The organism is Lysinibacillus sp. NPDC094403 (assembly GCF_050278745.1).
Lineage (GTDB): Bacteria > Bacillota > Bacilli > Bacillales_A > Planococcaceae > Lysinibacillus.
On record NZ_JBNNTL010000014.1, the window covers coordinates 69,230 to 88,835 of the forward strand.

Here is a 19,606-nt window from a genome sequence, read left to right on the forward strand (position 1 = left end):
GTTTCCCCCTTTAATGCAACTAGTGAATATCGATTCATTCTATTTTACAAGTTTTTCTTCCTTTCGTCACCCTCCTGTTGACAGGTTGACGTATTATCAATATAATTTTGAATAATCAAATTATTTTTGTGCGTTGATGAAGCCAAGTACGTATTTGGTGAAGGTGTATTAGAGAGTGTTACATTTGCTGAAAGTAACATCACCCGCTCCCATTACCGAACCTACTTCTGAGCAGTTATGAAAACATAACCGTTTCCCTTGCGATAAAAGGGCTGTGAGTTGTGCCAATTGGCAAACAAAGGTGGTACCGCGGAAACAATAGCGTTTTCGTCCTTCTATATAAGGACGAAAACGCTTTTTTATCTTCATTCAGCAGATCTTTTGGTAGCGAAAGCGAAGCGAAAGCAACAGATGTTTTGGTAGCGAAAACGAAGCGACAGCGGCAGATCTTTTCTGTGCGAAAGCGAAGCGGCAGCTACAAATGTCTTTTGACCGAAAGCGCAGCGACAGCTGAATGAAGATAAAGCCTCCGGCGGATGTCACGAATTTTCAAAGGAATGAATTGTGCTAGCACAATTCAAAATCCGGACGCAATTACGCCAAGGCGAAATTGATTTTAAGAACTGGAGGTTTTAATCATGAAAAAAATACTATTTATTGGTGCAGGCTCTATGGCAGAGGCATTGATTCAGGGTTGGATTAAACAAAAGGTATTTACAGCACAAGAAATTTACGTCACCAATCGCTCAGACAAAGAACGTTTACACTTTTTACACGACACATATGGTGTGAATTGCAATTTTAGCCATGATATTTATCAGCAGGCTGATTTAATTATTTTAGCGATTAAGCCTAAGGATGCCATTGCAGCGATGCGTGAGTTAAAGCCTAAAATTACAGAGCAATCAGCTGTTCTTTCTATTTTAGCTGGTATTGCCATTACTACTATTACAGAACATTTAGGTGCTCGTCCAGTCGCACGCGTTATGCCTAACACTTCTGCCACTATTGGGATGTCTGCAAGTGGGATTGCCTTTAATGATAAAGTGACAGCCGAACAACGCTCCATTTTCTTACAGCTTTTAGAGGCCGTTGGTTCAGTTATCGAGGTAGATGAAGATCAATTACATGCTGTAACAGCTCTCTCAGGGAGTGGCCCAGCTTATATTTATTATTTAATGGAAGCATTTGAACGAGTTGGTACGAAGGTGGGTCTCTCGAAGGATACAGTACGACTATTAATGACGCAAACACTTGCTGGCACTGCGGAAATGCTGAAGCAATCCGTCGATGAACCTGATGTATTGCGTCATAAAGTAACAAGTCCAGGCGGTACAACAGAAGCTGGCATTAAGGCTCTAGAACAATATCAATTTAATGAAGCCATTGAAGCATGTATTAAAGAAGCTGAAGCTCGATCTCGTTCACTTGCAAATAGTAAATAATGTGTGCAAAATAAAGTAAAACTTTAATCAGTAGGGCTTTCTTCATCCCACTGATTTATTAGTTGAACGAATCAGGCTTTTACGGGCAATTTATCTCCTATCTAACTTCTTTGCTTTTGCTAAATTTTGAGGAGGACGTATTACTGCCCATTAAAGCGGGATAAAGTATATCACTAGGCATTAGGGGGCTTTCAGTTGACTAAATTATTTGAACCGTATCAATTACAAAATATCTCTTTAAAAAATCGCGTTGTTATGGCACCGATGTGTATGTACTCGGCACAGGATGATGGATTTGTTACTCCATTCCACCAAGTCCATTATGCAACGCGGGCTGCTGGGCAAGTTGGTTTAATCATTGTCGAAGCTACTGGTGTTGTACCAGAGGGTCGTATATCTAGTAACGATCTTGGAATTTGGGATGACGCTCATATCGAAGGTTTAAGTCAATTAGTTCAAGGAATGAAGGCATACGGAGCAAAAACAGGCATACAGCTTGCACACGCTGGACGAAAAGCAACTGTAGATGGAGAAATATTTGCTCCATCAGCCATTGCATTTAGCGATACTTATAAAACGCCAACTGAGATGACATTAGAAGACATTGAATATGTTGTTGAAGCATTTAAACAAGCAGCAGTCCGTGCAGCAAAAGCAGGCTTTGATGTTCTTGAAATCCACGGGGCACATGGCTATTTAATTAGTGAATTTTTATCACCAGCAACGAATAAACGCAATGACCATTTCGGTGGCTCTCAAGAAAATCGTTATCGATTATTACGTCAAGTCATCGATGCTATACGCAGTGTTTGGGAAGGTCCTTTGCTTGTGCGTGTTTCCGCTGAAGACTACGCAGAAGATGGTACAACAATGGATGACTTTATCATCTTTAGTCGTTGGATGAAATCACAGGGTATCGATTTAGTGGATGTTTCTACAGGTGGTGTCGTGCAAGCACATATTAATGTTTTTCCTGGCTACCAAGTGCCTCATGCTGAAGCGATTAAGCATGGTGCCGATATTCCAACTGGAGCAGTCGGCCTTATTACGACAGCCATTCAAGCAGAGGAAATTTTACAAAACAATCGTGCTGACTTAATTTTCCTAGCACGCGTTCTTCTGCGCGAGCCATATTGGCCACTATATGCTGCCAAGGAATTAGGAGAAGAGGTTAAACCACCAGTGCAATACGTACGCGGCTGGTAGAAATAAACGGTATACTGACAATTCATCAAAAAAAAAACAGCTTGTTGATTTATGCTAACAAGCTGTTTTCATTTTAATAAAGAGGAAGAGCTCCGATGGCTCGAAGCATTAATTTGGCCAGAGCATCCAGAACGAAGACTTTTGTTAAATCAAGCACTCCCTATTTTAAAAGAGCTCGATTTACAGCTGATAAAAGGCGATGCCATTAAACTAATAAAAGAAATTAGTAGTGAAATAAATGCAGATGCGATGTTAGTTGTTTATCATACACATGTGGCAAATCAAATCCCAATTGAATTACGACTTAAACTTATTGAACAATTAAAAGAGATCAGCATGGAACGACCTCTCTACCATTGTTATAACAATTTATTTGATATGCAACTGCATCAAGATTTTATTGATCAAGGAGAAATAACATCAATCCGTAGTATGGAACGTCCTGATGGTCATGCACAGTGGTTCAAATGGGCCAAGCAATCAAAAAGTATTTAAAAGTCACGCAATAACCTGACTAGAACTAGTATAGTTAGATACTTTCAATTTAAGTTCAAAAAAACCCAATATATTTCATCGGTATTTTTACTATTTTTCTAAAGAATAAAAGCTGATTTCCTCTAATACATTAGTGGAAACCAGCTTTTATATTTCGTCCATATCATTTCACTGCAAAACAATCTACTCCAATTAAGTTAATTTATTCATCAACTAACTCCTCTAAAGCTATAGATTTATAACTTAAAAGATAATTTATTGCAGGATATTGACTTCTTGGGTCTTTTTTTGATAGAGACGCCACGAAAGACACCATTTGTCTGGGTTATCCAAGTAATCTTGTTCATCTAGCTGATGGATGGTGCTATTATATGGGGCACTCTTAACAATTTCCGGTGTTTCATATGCTTCTCTAGAAATTTGCTCAAGTGCCGCAATATATTCATCCAAATCTGCCTTGGAGTAAGACTCTGTCGGCTCCAGTGTGAATGGCTGCGGGACGATATAAGGATGATGGCTTGTCCAATAATGTAAGCCAAAATCGATCATTCTTCGTTGGACGTCTTCGGTCGTTATACCTGTCTCTTGTGTCAACTGTTCCCAGCTATACCGTACTTGCTCTAAGCGTTGTCCTTTTACATAAGGTGCACTTGCTCCTCGAATTTTCTGAACACGGCTATATAGATAGTTATTATTTAACACAGCAGTCTGTGCCACAGCTTTTAAACCAGTTGGACCTAAAGACCTAATCCAAGCATACGATCGTAGAATAGTTTGTGCTACGCCATGAAATGCCCTTACCTTGCCAATAGAATGTGTCAAAGCATCATTTAAATAATAACCCTCTTTATTTTTCTCAACGATAGGACCAGGTAAGTATTCTTTTAACGCTCTCGTAACACCTAATGCTCCAGTTGCTGGTCCACCACACATATGTGGTGCTGCAAATGTTTTATGCAAATTGAAAAAGCACATATCAAATCCAGCTTCTTTCGCTCTTGTTATGCCTAACAAGCCATTTGCATTGGCCTGATCGTAATAACAAATACCACCTGCTTCATGGACAAGTTTTGTAAATTCTTTAATCTTAGGATTATAAATCCCTGTATCTTCTGGATTAGCAACGACAAAACCTGCAGTCCGTTCAGAAAGTACTTCCTTCAATTTATCAATATCCGGGAAGCCGTCTTTGTCAGGATATAAGGTAATGATTTTATATCCTTTTACTGCAGCTGTAGCAGCTTGCGATGGATGTGAAAAAATCGTTGTAATAATTTCATCACGTTGATCCCCTTCTCCTCGTGCTTCATGATATTTCCGTACGATAGATGCCATCGCAAATAAAGCTTGCGTTCCTCCACTTGGCTGAAATGAAAAAAAATCTAATCCTGATATTTCTCGCATAGCTAAATCTAAATTATGAATAATTTCAAGCATTCCTTGCACGGTACTGATATCCTGTAATGGATGTAACTCCATTATTTTATGATTTCGAATTAATAGCTCATTTATTTTAGGAATGTATTTCATCGTACATGTGCCTTGGCCAATTTCTACATTGAAATCTGAGCCTAGTGTTTCTTGTGATAATCTAACATAATGGCGTAACACACGAGCTTGCGCTATTTCGGGAAGATTCACCTTATCAGCACGTAACATGTTGTGAGGAAGTCTAGAGAGACCATCACCAACTGCCTCTACAACCTCTTCTGAAGCTAAAGGAATTTCTACCCCTCTTTCACCAGCTTGATGTAATTCAAATATAATGGGCTCGTTCCATTTCGCTTGATGAAAATCTACTTTCGTCTCAAATCTTTTTATTTTTTTCACAGTTATCTTCTCTCCTCTCACTTATTGTTGCTCTACAATTGCCTTAATTGCGGATATTAAATAATCTAAATCTTCTTTTGTATGAACTTCAGTTACGCAATATAATGCACTTTGTCCGTACTCTGGGAATTCCTCTGATAAATCCTTCCCACCGAAGATATTTCTTATTAATAATTCTTTATTAATTTGTGCTACTGTTAAGCCTGTATCATTAAAATCAACAACAAATTCTTTAAAGAATGTAGAAACAATACGCGATCCAATTACTCCCTCAATCTGATTTAACTGTTGCACTGCATATTGACTATTTTGCATAATTGTTTGTCCTACTTCATACATCCCGTCAGGTCCCAACAAAGAAAGATATACACCAGCAGTAATGCCCCATAATGCCGTCTGTGTACCAACTGATTCTTTTCCTTTTTCTCGTAAAGCAAAGGATGTCCGTTCATATGCTACATCACCAAATCCATACTCTCCTTCTTTTTTTGTAGGGACAATCCCAAATAATCTTGAAGGATATTCATTAATAAAGACTTCATCATCTTGTGTAGCAATGAACCCTGCTTGACCGCCACTATAATTCATATGCATGCCTAGGGGCTGTAAATCCCCACATACAATATCAGCACCATAGTGACTTGGCGGTACTAAAACACCTAACGAAATAGGATCTACCCCAACGACAATTAATACACCGTGTTCTTTAGCCAATTTAAAAATTTCTTGTCCTTGAGTTTCTATAAATCCTAAATAAGATGGATTTTCAAAATAAATGGCAGCCACTTCATCGGATAATTTACTTTTTAAATCTTCCAAATCTAATAATCCGGTAACAATATCAAACGCCACTCCACTAAACGACAATTGAGGAGTACCATAATTTGTTATAATTTTTCTTCTTTCTGGTGATACAGTATTCGCAAGTAACACTTTATTTCTTTTAGTAATTCGGCTAGCCATTAGAATGGACGTCGAAGCAGCTTGACCCCAATCAAAGGTTGGAACACTTACAACATCCATATCTACTAACTCTGCCATCAAACTTTGATATTCAAAAAGAGCTTGAAAGCGACCATGATCTTCATAGGGCTCGCCTGCATATGCTGTCAAAAACTCGGACCGTTGATTTACTTCATCACACACTGCCGGTACAAAATGTTGCGAACATCCAGCTCCCAAGAAATTTAAGTATTCAGTTGAACTTATATTCTTATTTAATAATCCTTCAATATGACGTCGTAACTCGTATTCTGTTAATGCCTTTGGAATATTCAGATCATCTTGATACCGAAGTTCTTTAGGAATACATTCAAATAGATTTTCTATTGAATTTACACCGATTTCTTTTAACATTTTTTGTTTTACTTCTGATACCATATTTGGGATATATGGATGGACTTTTTTAGTCATTCAATAACCTCCTAAAATTTTTATTTATGCTAATCCTCCACCATCTACGGTCAACGTTGTTCCTGTTACCCAACTAGACAATTCACTTGCAAGGAATAATACACCATTGGCAATATCAGTTGGTGTACCAAGTCGTGCAAGGGGACGATTAATGGCTGAATCCTTCAAAAACGTACGTTCTTCTATATTTAATTGCTCTGCTTCACCTCTTAAAAGAGGAGTATCGGTGTCTCCTGGGCAAATGCAATTCACACGAATATTTTGGTGTCCATGATCAATAGCCATTGCCTTCGTTAAATTCACTACTCCAGCTTTTGCTGCACAGTAGGAGGCCGCCTTATCTCCTCCTTTTAGTCCCCAACCTGAGCCAGTATTGATGATACTGCCACCACCACTTTCACTCATCAGTGGAATCACATATTTTGATAGTAAAAAAGCGCCTTTCAATGACACATTTATAACTGCATCCCATTCACTCTCCGTTAATTCCACAACCGTTTTACGCCGAATGATGCCTGCGTTGTTAAATAACACATTCACATTTTGAAACTGCTCTTTGATATAATTTGCTGCTGTCTCGCAATCTCTTGCATTTGTTACATCACATTTAACAAACCAAGCTTGATATCCTTCCATTTGCAATTTGGATGCGGCATCATTCCCTTTTTCTTCATCAATATCTAGTAACACTACCTTCGCACCGACTTCAGCTAAGCGTTTGGCTGATGCAAAGCCTATTCCAGATGCTCCACCCGTTATAACTGCAACCTTGTCATGTAATTTAAAATAGTGGTTAATCATTCCATTCTCCTTTCAGTTTGTTACTAACTATATAAGCAAAAACCATGCCAAATTCTTTCCTCAGCTATTTCTAGGCTTCCTTTATATCTGTATGTCCAACAATTGTCATTTACGTCAAAACATTGACATTTTTGAATATTCAGACTTAAAATGATTTTTAATACGTATATGGGGGGATTATTTTTGACATTCTATAACACTATTTCAAAAATAATTGATATTTTTTCTCAATTATTAATGGTTGACATTGCTTTTTTCAGTTCAGAAGGAGAGCTTCTCGTAGCTACAGCCGCTTATAAAGAAAAAAAAGGCATCAAGGTACACCTTCCATACTTTCAAAAATATAAAGCTGAATCATTTATTGATGTTAAAAAGCCTGGACATATGAGTATGTGTAAAGGTTGCCATTTTCAAAATAACTGTCCTTCGAAAGTTGAAATATTAAAAAATCTTATTCAAGATGAAAATCACTACGGTTATCTTAATTTTGTAAGTTTTACGTCTGATGGGGAAACACAATTACTTAGTCAACAAAGTACATATCAATACTGGTTAACTAAATTAGGAGATGTACTGATTGATTTACAAAAAAGCTTTGGGCATTACAAACCACTAAAAAAACAATCGCTTAAAGCTATCCCTTATATACTTGGAGATAATTTCTCTCACATTCACACGACATTAAAAAATATCAGAAATAGTGCTTCATCAGTTTTCATAACTGGTGAAACAGGAACAGGCAAAAGTCTTTTGGCAAGATACATTCACGAGCATAGCTTGGTGCAAAAAGGAGAATTTATTGAAATTAACTGCGCGAGTATTCCAGAGTCATTGTTTGAAAGTGAATTATTTGGCTATGAAGAAGGATCATTTACTGGTGCACGTAAAAATGGGAAACTAGGTTATTTCGAATTAGCCGATAAAGGGACATTATTTTTAGATGAAATTACCGAGTTGCCTATCCATCTCCAAGCTAAACTATTAATGACATTGCAAGATGGCATTATAAGACGAGTCGGTAGTACAAGCTTTAAAAAAGTAAATATTAGAATAATCGCAGCCACCAATCGTCCATTAGAGGACTTAGTGAAAAAGGGGGATTTTCGTGCGGATTTATATTATCGTTTAAATGTTATTCCTATTTCCCTACCACCATTAAGGAATCGAAAAGAAGATTTGCACGATTTAGTGAATACTTTAATGGACAAGCTTCAGAATCGTACTGGTAAATTTATTCGAAGTTATAGCTCTACCTACTTTGAACTGCTCCAAAGTTATCATTGGCCAGGGAATATAAGAGAGTTAGAAAATGTTATTGAATACAGCATGATTATGGAGAACTCGATGGAGCTTTCAATCGCTAGCTTACCACCTTATATTTTAGAAAGCGCTCAACATAAGCCTCAACAAAATCCTGTTAATTCACTGAAACAAGCAGAGAAGGAACTGATCCTTCAAAAGTTAAATGAATATGGCTCTGATCGTGCTGGCAAGCAAAAAGTAGCTGATGATTTAGGCATAAGTGTTCGTTCATTGTATAGAAAGATTCAAACCTACGCTATTTGAATTAACAGTCACCTAACTTTAGTTACGTCAATAAAAAACTAGTATTATACTTTGTCAGGCGTGATGATTAGGAAAAAATAGATTATCCACTTTTATCCACACTAGTTAATTTGAAGGCTCTGATTTCCGCTACGGGCTACTCGCTTTGTTACTGACGCTTCGCTTTCGCACAGAAAACATTTGTCGCTGACGCTTCGCTTTCGCGCAGAAAACATTTGTCGCTGACGCTTCGCTTTCGCGCAGAAAACATTTGTCGCTGACGCTTCGCTTTCGCGCAGAAAACATTTGTTGCTGACGCTTCGCTTTCGTGCAGAAAACATTTATCGCTGACGCTTCGCTTTCGCACAGAAAACATTTGTTGCTGACGCTTCGCTTTCGCACAGAAAACATTTGTTGCTGACGCTTCGCTTTCGCACAGAAAACATTTGTTGCTGACGCTTCGCTTTCGTGCAGAAAACATTTGTTGCTGACGCTTCGCTTTCGTGCAGAGCAAGGCTTCCTGCGGGCGAGCGTCGAGCCGCACACCTGATACTTTGTGTTATTAAACCACTAGAAATACCCCTCACCTACTAATCTACTATTAATGTAAGTGAGGGGTTCTGTGAATTTGACATCATACTCTGAATTCAACAGCGACACCAGGCACAAAACAGGTCCACATCTCTTATATTTATACATGTATTAGGGATTGCTACATAAACAAGCTTTTATTTCGCAGTATACTTTTTAATGGCAGGTAAAATATCGTTCCCTATAATTTCAATATTTTTCATTAATTTATCGAATGGTACACCGCCAAAATCAATTTGTGCCATAAATCGCTGCATGCCAAAGAGCTCATATTGATACAGTAATTTTTCAATAATTTGTTCCTTACTTCCGACCATTAAGGCGTCATGTGTATCCGTCGCCTCCGCAAATTGTTGCTTTGGATAACCCCCGCCACGAATTGCTTGGAAGCCTCCATTTAAATGTGGATACATCCCTTCTAGTGCCTCTTTCGTCGTATCTGCAACATAGAATAGGCTAGTTGTAGCAATCGGTAACTCTTTTGGATCAAAGCCACTTCGATCTGCTGCTTCTCTATAAGCATCTACTGATGGCTTAAAGTTAACGGCAGGACCACCTAATGTCGTTAACATCATTGGAATGCCTATATAGCCTGCCTTAATGGCACTGGCAGGTGGTCCGCCGACAGCACGCCAAATTGGCAACGATCCAGTTTTAGGTTGTGGCAAAATTTGCGCATTGTGAAGTGGTGTACGGAATTGTCCTTCCCAAGTGACAAGGTCGTTGTCGTTTATTTTTTTCAGCAGCTCTAATTTTTCTTCGAAAATTTCTTCATAATCCTTTAAATCAACGCCTAGTAATTGATATGCGCCAACTCGAGAGCCACGCCCAGCGACTATTTCTGCACGTCCATCTGAAATTAAATCGATCGTTGCAAAATCTTCATATACGCGTACTGGATCAGAAACACTTAGTACCGTCGCGGAGCTTGCTAATTTAATTTTTGATGTAGCTTGTGCAATCGCTCCTAAAACAACTGTGTGTGCCTGTGTAGTAAAGTACGATTGATGACTTTCGCCAACGCCAAATACATCAATACCTGCCTGTTCTGCTAGCTGACTTGCTTCAATTAGCTCTTGGATTCGTTGCTGAGCTGATATACGTTCACCAGTTAATGGATTTGGAATATGGTCCCCTAATGAATACAAGCCAAATTCGATGCCTTTCGATTGATCAATACGGTATTTTTCCATGATTACAATCTCTCCTTAATCTAGTGGCTCTAAAATAGCTTCGATCTCTGCACGTCTTTCTTCTAAAAATGGTGGAAGATCAAGTTCTTTGCCTAGATCCTCTATTGCCGAATCAACTGTAAAACCTGGGCCATCTGTCGCCATTTCAAATAAAATTCCATTACGGTCTCTAAAATAAAGACTTTGGAAGTAAAAACGATCCACAACGCCTGTACTATCTAAGCCTCGCTCCTTAATTTTGGCATCCCATTCCTGCAATTCCTGGGCGTTAGCAACTCGTAGCGCAAGATGATGTATACTACCGCGACCAGGTTTCTCACTTGGCCCTTCTAATTCTTTAACAACGATTTCTCCAAGTACTTCACCAGGAATGGATTGCAGTACTGCTTCTTTTTCACTTTCTTCAACAGCTGTGTAATTAAATAGCTCTTTCAATAAGCTTACTGTCCGTTGTAAGTAACGAACTGTAATTTCAACTGTACCCATTCCTAAAATACGATGTTCTGCAGGGATATCAGAGCCATCCCATGGTTGCCAATGAGCTGGTGTTTCGTGGCCATGATTGTTTAAAAGCACCATTCGTAACCCTTCATGATCCTCAAAAAACAAAGCATCTTTACCTGCATAAGTTGTAATTTCACTATGTTCAACCTCTAATTCATGAAAACGATTTTTCCAATATTGCAGACTGTCATAGCTTGGCACTAGCAGTCCTATACGTGTAATCGCATTTGTTCCTCGAACAGTACGTCCTGCTACGGGCATTTCAAAAAATGTTAATTCTGTACCTGCAGCACCTGTTAAGTCTCCATAAAATAAGTGATACATAGAAGGCGAATCTTGGTTAACTGTTTTCTTTACACGACGTAAGCCGAGAATTTTTGTATAAAAATCATTATTACGTTTACCGTTTTTAGTTAGCATTGATATATGATGATGTCCGCTTAAATTGTTCATGAATGTTTCCTCCTTATTTTCACTTGACTAAGCAAGTGATGTTGTAAAAAAAATCACGCAGGCGGTAATTTTTTTTCACGACTATGCTTTTCTAATTTTGACATTAATGTATTTAAAGTTCTCAGTTCTTCTTCTGTTAATACTTCTTCAAAAAATGAAGATTGAAAGTGAAGCTGACTTGGTGTTGCCGCATCAATCATCTGCTCGCCTTTAGCTGTCAGTGAGATTGTTTTGGTCTTCCAATCTTGCTTGCGTTCAATAAGTCCCTCTTTTTCAAGACGAGCAAGCATCCGAGACATACCACCTTGCGTCACTGTCACTTTCTCCGCTAGCTGTGTTTGCGTTAACGGTGCATATGTCTTTATTTGTATTAGGACATCAAATTGTGCAGTCGTTAAGTCAAAGCGCTTTAAAAATTCATTGGATAGCTGGTTACTTTGATTTGTAAAGCGCATCATCCGAATCCATGTCAATGATCCAAGCGTGTGTTTTCGCATCGCTTCCTCCTCCTCTCATTCATCACTTTACCACGCAAGTGATGAATGAGCAAGAAAAAATATCTTGGATTCGAGATATTTTTCAGTGTGAAGCTCACACTATATAACGCCATGCGTCGTAATTGGATATAAGTTTCCTTTAAAGGCAAAAGAAATTCTCCCTGTTTCTTCAGACACTACCATGACAAGCGCATCACATACTTCACTTAACCCTAATGCTGCTCGATGTCTTGTGCCTAATTTCTTTTCCCCCACATATCTCTCTGACAATGGCAGTACATTTGCAGCTGACTGAATTAGATTTTCGCTTATTAAAACTGCGCCATCATGAAGTGGATTTCCAGGAAAAAAAATAGACTCTAATAAGGAATGCGTCACTTCTGCTCCAATATGAATACCTGGCTGTATAAGGGATGCTAGAGAATCCTCCCGTTCAATCACAATTAGTCCACCATGTCTCCTTTTAGACATATTTTGTACACAATGCGAAAGCTCAGGATATTTTTTAGTAAACGGGGAAAGATAACAATTTAAATAAAATGTTGCAGCTTTCATTTCAATCGTTACAAATTTCTCTTTAATTTTTTCAAAATTCCCAAGAAGACAGTTTGCATCAGTATCCATTGCTTCTACGCTTTGTTGTAATGAATTAATGACCTGCAGAAGCTCTTCCTTTAATGTTTGTTTCATTGGTGAAAAATCGCAATTTGTTGGATCCACAAAAACACCCCTCTCTATCAATTTCGCCTTGGCGTAAACATCCTTTTATCATTCCTTTGAAACTCTGTGACATCCGCCGAATTGTGAAACCTCTTCTTCTCTGTAGTTTCCCTAGATGGAATTATTTTATTCGTTTTGTATTAGTTTATTAATCTAATACAGTTTTTTTCTTTAATGTACTTACTTTTCAAATGTTTTTTAAATCTATTTAATGTTTCCAATTTTTTCTTTTATAATAAAATAAAGTCTTTATCTATTGGAGGCGCTGATGAAAAGAATAACATTGCTAACGCCAATACTTATACTTATGTTTTCGTCCTCTGCTCAAGCACTATCTTGGGCTTATCCTTTTGTCGTTTGGAAAGGAAAAGTTTATGAAGTTGAAGAATTAATTGAAGATCATAAAATTGGTGAAATTATAGGGGAAGTAAAGACCAAGCCTAATGATATGACTGGAAAATATTACGGAGATACCTCAAATTATTACCCAAAAGGAACAAAATATTATGAAATAAAAGGGACAGCAACTTCCACAGCAATTGCAATAAAAGAAGATAATCACTGGGTGAAAGCTGTTTTTATTCATAAAGCACCTTTTCACATAATGAATGTAATCTCTAACATTTACTTCATAGTAATAGTTGCACTAATTGTAATTGGTGTTATATTCAGATCTAAAAAGTTCAAAAAGTGTACCCATTAGTTTATCTAATGAATACACTTTTTATTTTAGCTTACATTTGTCCAGCACGAATTTTCTTGACAATATTGAATGTCGTGTAGGCAGCAGCCGGTGCAAGCACTACAATAAAAATAAGCCAAACCGTTAAGTTGTCCGTAGCTTTTAATGTGTCATAATTTGAGAAAACGAAAACAATTAGTCCAACTAGTAATAAATAGCTTAGCACATTTGGAAAAATAACGATTAAACGTAATAATGCTGGTGGCATTTTTTGCTGATTCATATAAACCACTCCCCTTTATTCAATTATACGAAAATCTACTATTAATCGCATTATATTTCTTTAATATTCCAAATCCCCGTGTTATAACTATCTATTCTATTTAGACTTTATATTTGCCTGCTGATTGTTGTAAATTGTCTGCTGTTGCATTTAACATATCAATAATCGATGTCATCTCATTCATACTTACTGCTTGGTTTTTAGCCTTTTGCGCGACATCAGCAACACTTGTTGAAGTCTGTTTTGCCAATAATGTTACATCTTCCATCGTTGCCGTGACTTCCTCTGTGCTGGCTGCGATTTCCTCTGTGGTACTCGATACTAAATCTACTTGATCTGCTATTACTTGGACATCATTGTTAATGCCTTCAAAAGATTGCTGTGCTTCATGAACAATAGATCGACCAGTATTTAAAACATCAGCAGTAGAATAAATGACTGATACAATGTTAGCTGTCTCCCTTTGTACATTCATCACAACCTGAGAAATGCGCTCAGCCGCTAGTTTTGAATCCTCTGCCAATTTACGAACTTCCTCTGCCACTACGGCAAATCCTTTACCCGCTTCACCAGCACGTGCCGCTTCAATAGATGCATTTAGCGCTAATAGGTTTGTTTGTTCAGAAATTCCAGAAATTACATTAGTGAACTCACCAATCATGCCAGATAATTTTTCTAATTCCTGTGTACTTACTACTGAAAGATTTGTCTTTTCATGAACTTCTACTAATTGCATTTGTAACTTGTTCATAATTTGTAAGCCATTATTAGCATTTTCTTCTGTATTGCGAGAAATGGTAGAAATCTCAACAATGGATTCGGAAATATGATGGATACTGCGTGCCAATTCTTCCATTGAAAGTGCACTGTCTTCTGTATTTTGCTGTTGCGCAAAAGATGCTTGAGCAACCTGACTAGATTCTTCCTGAATGATTTCTGATGAACCAAGTGTTTGATGAGCATTTTCTTGAATTATGTATGTTGCCTCCTTAATTTGGCTAGCTTCCTGCTTCAATTCATGCATTATGAATTGAAAGTTTTCCATCATTCCGTTAAATGATACTACTAATTGACCAATCTCATCCTTAGAGTTTACGTTTATTCGCTTTGTTAAATCCGCTTCGCCTTTACTAATGTCCTCAAGTGAATCGCGTACACTTACAATTCGGGAGACCTGTTTAGAAATAGAAAATCCAGTAATGAAGAAAATGACACACACAACGATTAATGAAGCAATAATTGTTCCTATCAAAATATTTGAAAGTACTTCATTTGAAACAACGATAGCTAAATATGTACCATTTGATAACGGTTTTATGTATTGCGTAACACGTGTTCCATCATAACGTCCCGAAAACTCAGATGCTTCTTGCGTTGAAAATTTAGCTGGTAAAAAACCAATATCCGCTAGATTTCTTTCTGCTGTAGCTGCTATTGTTTCGCCTTTGTTATTCACAACAGCTGCATAAAGGACCGTTGAGGATAATGATTTGTTAAGCTGATCAATGTAATATTCACTACCGATACTAGCCTCTAAATCTAATAGCTGCTGTCCTTGTCGAGCAATCTGTACAATTTGAGGTGTTGCTGGATTCCAACTACTTACCCCAACGAACTTGAAAAATTTATCGTCTACATCACGTATTTGCGCCTTCTGTACAATTTCTTTTGCACGTCCATCTAATAGCTGCATATATTCTGCTGCTTGTCCATCTGGATTGGAACCGAAGTTAAAATCAACTGTCGGTGCTACAGAAGTAACGGTGGTATTTCCTTTATCATCCGTACTCCATATTTCATCAATGCCTCCGCGTTCAGCAATCGCCTTCAAATCTTCATATGTAGCGCCTTTATCGATAATATAAGAAGCCATTACTGATTCAGCAATCATTTCCTTTTCCATTATTTCTTCCGCTTTTTCTCTTGAATGAATAGCACCTTCCATCCCAATTACAATGGAATTAGCGAGCGCCTCCCCGTTATTCTTTACACTATTATATGTTGTTTGATAAATATAAATTGAAAATGCAGCGATAATAAATACGACAATGCACATGATTTCTAGAAGCATTTTCCATTTCATTGTTTTCCCCATCTCGACAATCCCCCCCTGAAATATACGGTTATTTCCATTTTATAATACAGTATCAATTTAAAATGTTTCATTACTTTTTTATTAAATTTAATATAATAATTAAAAAGTTGTCACAAATTTGTAATAATTATTTTGTTTTCAAAAAAGGAAAAAAGACCTAGACGAAAAAGACTATACATAAAGAATTTTTATAAAAGAGAAATAAAGACAATAGAGTAACAAAATAAGACGTTTTTAAACAAAATCTTAATAATTTTTGAATTAATTTCTCCAGTCTTATAGTGCTACTTATAATAAAAGAACCTTTTAAATGACGAATCATCTAAAAGGTTCTTTCTTATTGATAATATTATTCTAAAATAGTTTATTGTTATGCCATGTAAATACTAACTGATCGGATGTTAAGCAAGTCTGCGGAAAAATCTCCTGTGCTTCTGCTAAGAATTGTGGTAAATCATATGGTAAAAAACGGGCACTTAAATGGTTCAGAAGTAAATAGTTTGCTCCCGCTTGTTGTGCAACCTTTGCCGCTTCGACATTCGTAGAGTGTCCATAGTTCGCTGCTAATTCTGTCGTAGTACCGTCAAAGGTCGCTTCATGAATTACGATATCTGCTCCAGTAGCTAATGAAACAGCCTCTGGACAGTATTTTGTATCCCCTAAAATAGTAAGCGTAAAGCCTTTTTTTGGAGGAGCGACAACATCCTTCGCATAAACAATGGTGCCATCCGCAAGTTCAATATTTTTTCCAGCTTTTAATTGTCCTAGCAAAGGACCTTTTGGAACACCAATAGCCTGTGCTTTTTCCATTAACAGTTCGCCAGGCAAATCCTTTTGCTCAATACGGTAGCCAAAACATGGAACTACATGTCGCAATTCACTTGCACTTACTGTAAAATGTTCATCCTCATAAATAATACCTTCATGGACTTCAACAAATTGTAATGGATATGTTAAATGCGTCTTTGACAAGGCTAAAGTTTGCTCGATCCATTGCTGTAAACCTTGTGGGCCAAATATCGTTAATAGCTCATCCCCACCTTGAAATGAACGAGAGCTTAAAAAACCAGGTAAACCGAAAATATGGTCACCATGTAAATGTGTAATGAAAATTTTCGTTACTTTACGTGGCTTTAAAGATGTATGCAAAATTTGGTGTTGGGTCGCCTCTCCACAATCAAAAAGCCACATTTCCCCCACTTCATCTAACAGTTTTACCATTAGGGCACTTGTATTTCGGTCCTTTGAAGGCATTCCTGCGCCTGTTCCTAAAAAATGTAGTTGCACATATGCCACCTCACTTCTATATCTATATCGCTTTATTGTACCCTATCGCTCCCAATAAAAAAAACCTTTGGTCACTAGTTTTGTCCAAAGGTTTCATAATTATTTCGGCTCCCATGATACGAGTGCCGCATGGAAATCATGACGATAATAATAGCGCCCGTTCTTTTCCTCAATAAACGGCAAGAGCGACTCCTCGACATGTGCTCTATTAAAATCAGTATTTAATATTTTTTTACTTTGTGTTGTTATAAGCTGCTCATAGCTTTCATATTCATACACTCGTTCTAATGGGATGATTTTGCACTCTGCATAAATATCCATTTCATATAGCAAATTTAAAAATTCTATATAATCTCTTCGTGGAAATTTAATATCGTAGCCATACTTTTCGTATAAAATTTCATAATGGGGCTGTATCGGCCCTGTTGTCATGCCAATAATTGCACGCTTTTTAGCTAGACGATTCATATGGTAAAGTGCTGATTTGATTTCATACATACGATAAAAGCAATTGACACCAATGATTATATCGTGCGCTTCGACTTCATCTTCAGCAAGGCTTTCCCATTTTGCATGAATATAAGAAACATGTTGCTTATCCTCCATGCATGCTTCTAAATAGCTAAGAATACTTTCTGAGCTATCTACACAAGTTAGCTTTCGCACATGATCAGCTAGTGGAAACGTATAATTACCCCAACCTGGACCAATTTCCAATACCGAGTCCCCAGATTGAATACTTTTTTTAATTTCTTGAAAAATTCTTGCAGCGTAAGGATCCGTTTGTCCAGCTTTTTTACGTGCAATTGACTGCGCCCAAAACTGCTCCTCTAATTGATCATTGACCATTCTTTCAGGCATTTGGCCATGCCAGTCCTTCATACCTTCCTGCCATAACGCCTCATAATTAATAGCTAACGGTCCTTTTCTTGTCATACAGGTACCTCTATATTCATTATTTCATATACTTTTTTCATATCAAGATTAGCGCGCACATGCTTTGCCAGCATATTGTAAGCGTCCTCTCGACGTTCTGCGTCACTTTTTACATCACTTGGTAAAGCTGTGAGCCCCTTTTTCATGCGGATTTCATTAACAAGCTGTCGTGTAAAGGTACGATTATGGAATAAACCGTGGAAATATGTTCCGATTACTTGTTCATCGGCACTTACTGCACCATCCACGCGCCCATCTGTAAGCTGTAAAAACGGTGATACTTCATCACGTAAAATTTTTGTACGACCAAGATGAATTTCATAGCCAGTCAACGTTTCCTGTCCTCTTGTTCCGGTCATTTGAACTGTTTTTTTATCTCCTACAAAAACAGTTTCCATTGGCAATAACCCTAGACCTTGTGCTGAATCGCCATTTCCTTCTACTGCATCTGGGTCTAATAACGTTTCACCGAGCATTTGGAAACCACCGCAAATGCCAATAATTTTTGTCCCTCGTGCACGTAAATTTGCTATCGCTTGATCGAAGCCCTGTGCCTTTAACCATGCTAAATCATCCATTGTACTTTTTGTTCCAGGTAGTATAAGTAAGTCGGGCGTACCAAGCTCATTGACATTGCCAATTAAACGTACACCAACCTCTGGCTCATCAAAAAATGGATCAACATCCGTAAAGTTTGAAATGCGCGGCAAGCGAATCATTGCCACATCCACTGCAAACTCTCCAGTCTTTGGCTTTTTAAAGCGCAAGGAAGATAGTGCTAACGAATCCTCAGCTTCAATATTGACATCTACATACGGTACAACTCCAAGGACAGGAATCCCCGTTTCACGTTCTACCCATTCAATACCATCATCGAGTAATTCACGCATCCCTCTAAACTTATTAATAATCAGCCCTTTAACACGTGCACGTTCTGCATCGTCAAGTAATGCAAGAGTTCCAACAATCGATGCAAATACGCCACCTCGGTCGATATCAGCAACTAGAACAACAGCTGCATCTGCTAGATGAGCCATGCGCATATTTGCTATATCACGATCCTTTAAATTGATCTCTGCAGGGCTGCCCGCTCCTTCAAGTACAATAACATCATATGTATTTTGTAAAGTTCGTACTGACTTTTCAACGATCGGCATCGCTTCTTGTACGAATTGATTACGATAGCTTTTAGCGTCCATATTTAAAAAATGCTTGCCATGAACAATCACTTCCGATACCATATCTTGCTTTGGTTTTAACAATATAGGATTCATATCCGTAGTTGCGACAACACGTGCCGCCTCTGCTTGCACACCCTGTGCACGGCCAATTTCTCCGCCATCTTGAGTTACGAACGAATTAAGGGCCATATTTTGAGATTTAAACGGCACTACCTTTAGCCCATCATCAGATAAAATACGGCACAGCGCAGTACAAATCATACTTTTACCTACATCAGAAGCCGTTCCTTGAATCATGATAGATTTTGCTGGCATAGTCTTTTCCCTCCCTTATTAATTGTAGAAGCACGGGAGCTACTCTGAGTCCACGGGTGTTCTTCTTGCTTCCGGGGTATTTCCCTTCAAAGCGCGGGTATTCTTCTTGCTTCCGCGGGTATTTCACTCCAAAG

The 19,606-nt window shown here is 37.9% G+C and carries 17 protein-coding genes; 5 read left to right on the plus strand and 12 right to left on the minus strand.

From position 1 onward, the window contains the following. The first annotated feature begins 638 nt into the window (after positions 1–638). The 3 genes from proC to ACQKMV_RS18135 all read left to right on the plus strand — a co-directional run bounded on the left by proC (position 639) and on the right by ACQKMV_RS18135 (position 3,146). On the plus strand, positions 639–1,445 hold the full coding sequence (gene proC, locus ACQKMV_RS18125) for a pyrroline-5-carboxylate reductase (RefSeq protein WP_427505613.1): 807 nt from the start codon (positions 639–641) through the stop codon (positions 1,443–1,445). Positions 1,446–1,640: 195 nt separating this feature from the next. Continuing rightward, entirely contained in the window at positions 1,641–2,651 is a 1,011-nt protein-coding gene (namA, locus tag ACQKMV_RS18130; protein WP_427505614.1) for an NADPH dehydrogenase NamA, read from the plus strand. Positions 2,652–2,702: 51 nt separating this feature from the next. Next, on the plus strand, positions 2,703–3,146 hold the full coding sequence (locus tag ACQKMV_RS18135; RefSeq protein WP_427505615.1) for a DUF2332 family protein: 444 nt from the start codon (positions 2,703–2,705) through the stop codon (positions 3,144–3,146). Positions 3,147–3,401: 255 nt separating this feature from the next. Here ACQKMV_RS18135 and gcvPB read toward each other — a convergent pair whose 3' ends face one another. Genes gcvPB through ACQKMV_RS18150 form a run of 3 tightly spaced genes read right to left on the minus strand, consistent with a single transcriptional unit; the run spans position 3,402 to position 7,190 of the window. Next, on the minus strand, positions 3,402–4,976 hold the full coding sequence (gene gcvPB, locus ACQKMV_RS18140; RefSeq protein WP_427505617.1) for an aminomethyl-transferring glycine dehydrogenase subunit GcvPB: 1,575 nt from the start codon (positions 4,974–4,976) through the stop codon (positions 3,402–3,404). A 21-nt stretch (positions 4,977–4,997) separates the two neighbouring features. Further along, a complete protein-coding gene (gene gcvPA, locus ACQKMV_RS18145) occupies positions 4,998–6,389 on the minus strand; it encodes an aminomethyl-transferring glycine dehydrogenase subunit GcvPA (RefSeq protein WP_427505618.1) in 1,392 nt (463 codons plus the stop codon). A 24-nt stretch (positions 6,390–6,413) separates the two neighbouring features. Beyond that, a complete protein-coding gene (locus ACQKMV_RS18150) occupies positions 6,414–7,190 on the minus strand; it encodes an SDR family NAD(P)-dependent oxidoreductase (RefSeq protein ID WP_427505619.1) in 777 nt (258 codons plus the stop codon). 183 nt (positions 7,191–7,373) lie between these two features. Between ACQKMV_RS18150 and ACQKMV_RS18155 the strand changes: the two genes are divergently transcribed. Then, entirely contained in the window at positions 7,374–8,756 is a 1,383-nt protein-coding gene (locus ACQKMV_RS18155; RefSeq protein WP_427505621.1) for a sigma-54 interaction domain-containing protein, read from the plus strand. Between the two features lie 707 nt (positions 8,757–9,463). On the opposite strand, the gene ACQKMV_RS18160 is transcribed toward ACQKMV_RS18155, so the two are convergent. The 4 genes from ACQKMV_RS18160 to cdaS all read right to left on the minus strand — a co-directional run bounded on the left by ACQKMV_RS18160 (position 9,464) and on the right by cdaS (position 12,693). Then, positions 9,464–10,519 (minus strand): LLM class flavin-dependent oxidoreductase, encoded by a 1,056-nt coding sequence (locus ACQKMV_RS18160; RefSeq protein WP_427505622.1) that lies wholly within the window; start codon positions 10,517–10,519, stop codon positions 9,464–9,466. Positions 10,520–10,534: 15 nt separating this feature from the next. After that, on the minus strand, positions 10,535–11,476 hold the full coding sequence (locus tag ACQKMV_RS18165; protein ID WP_427505624.1) for a ring-cleaving dioxygenase: 942 nt from the start codon (positions 11,474–11,476) through the stop codon (positions 10,535–10,537). A 53-nt stretch (positions 11,477–11,529) separates the two neighbouring features. Beyond that, positions 11,530–11,973, minus strand: a complete 444-nt coding sequence (locus tag ACQKMV_RS18170) for a MarR family winged helix-turn-helix transcriptional regulator (protein WP_427505625.1) — start codon at positions 11,971–11,973, stop codon at positions 11,530–11,532. Positions 11,974–12,072: 99 nt separating this feature from the next. After that, positions 12,073–12,693, minus strand: coding sequence for a sporulation-specific diadenylate cyclase CdaS (cdaS, locus tag ACQKMV_RS18175; RefSeq protein ID WP_427505627.1), 621 nt, complete (start codon positions 12,691–12,693; stop codon positions 12,073–12,075). 268 nt (positions 12,694–12,961) lie between these two features. On the opposite strand from cdaS, the gene ACQKMV_RS18180 reads away from it, so the two are divergent. After that, positions 12,962–13,396 carry a hypothetical protein gene (locus tag ACQKMV_RS18180; RefSeq protein ID WP_427505628.1) on the plus strand — a complete coding sequence of 145 codons (435 nt, stop codon included), beginning with the start codon at positions 12,962–12,964 and terminating at the stop codon, positions 13,394–13,396. Positions 13,397–13,427: 31 nt separating this feature from the next. On the opposite strand, the gene ACQKMV_RS18185 is transcribed toward ACQKMV_RS18180, so the two are convergent. From ACQKMV_RS18185 to ACQKMV_RS18205, 5 genes are all read right to left on the minus strand, one after another. Next, positions 13,428–13,658: an acyl-phosphate glycerol 3-phosphate acyltransferase gene (locus ACQKMV_RS18185; protein WP_427422985.1), complete on the minus strand. Its 231-nt coding sequence runs from the start codon at positions 13,656–13,658 to the stop codon at positions 13,428–13,430. Between the two features lie 100 nt (positions 13,659–13,758). After that, entirely contained in the window at positions 13,759–15,753 is a 1,995-nt protein-coding gene (locus ACQKMV_RS18190) for a methyl-accepting chemotaxis protein (RefSeq protein WP_427505630.1), read from the minus strand. A 354-nt stretch (positions 15,754–16,107) separates the two neighbouring features. Further along, positions 16,108–17,040 carry a ribonuclease Z gene (rnz, locus tag ACQKMV_RS18195; protein WP_427505631.1) on the minus strand — a complete coding sequence of 311 codons (933 nt, stop codon included), beginning with the start codon at positions 17,038–17,040 and terminating at the stop codon, positions 16,108–16,110. Positions 17,041–17,139: 99 nt separating this feature from the next. Beyond that, on the minus strand, positions 17,140–17,976 hold the full coding sequence (locus ACQKMV_RS18200) for a class I SAM-dependent methyltransferase (protein ID WP_427505632.1): 837 nt from the start codon (positions 17,974–17,976) through the stop codon (positions 17,140–17,142). Beyond that, positions 17,973–19,472: a cobyric acid synthase gene (locus tag ACQKMV_RS18205; RefSeq protein WP_427505634.1), complete on the minus strand. Its 1,500-nt coding sequence runs from the start codon at positions 19,470–19,472 to the stop codon at positions 17,973–17,975. The genes ACQKMV_RS18200 and ACQKMV_RS18205 overlap by 4 nt, the downstream gene beginning before the upstream one ends. Positions 19,473–19,606: the final 134 nt, after the last annotated feature.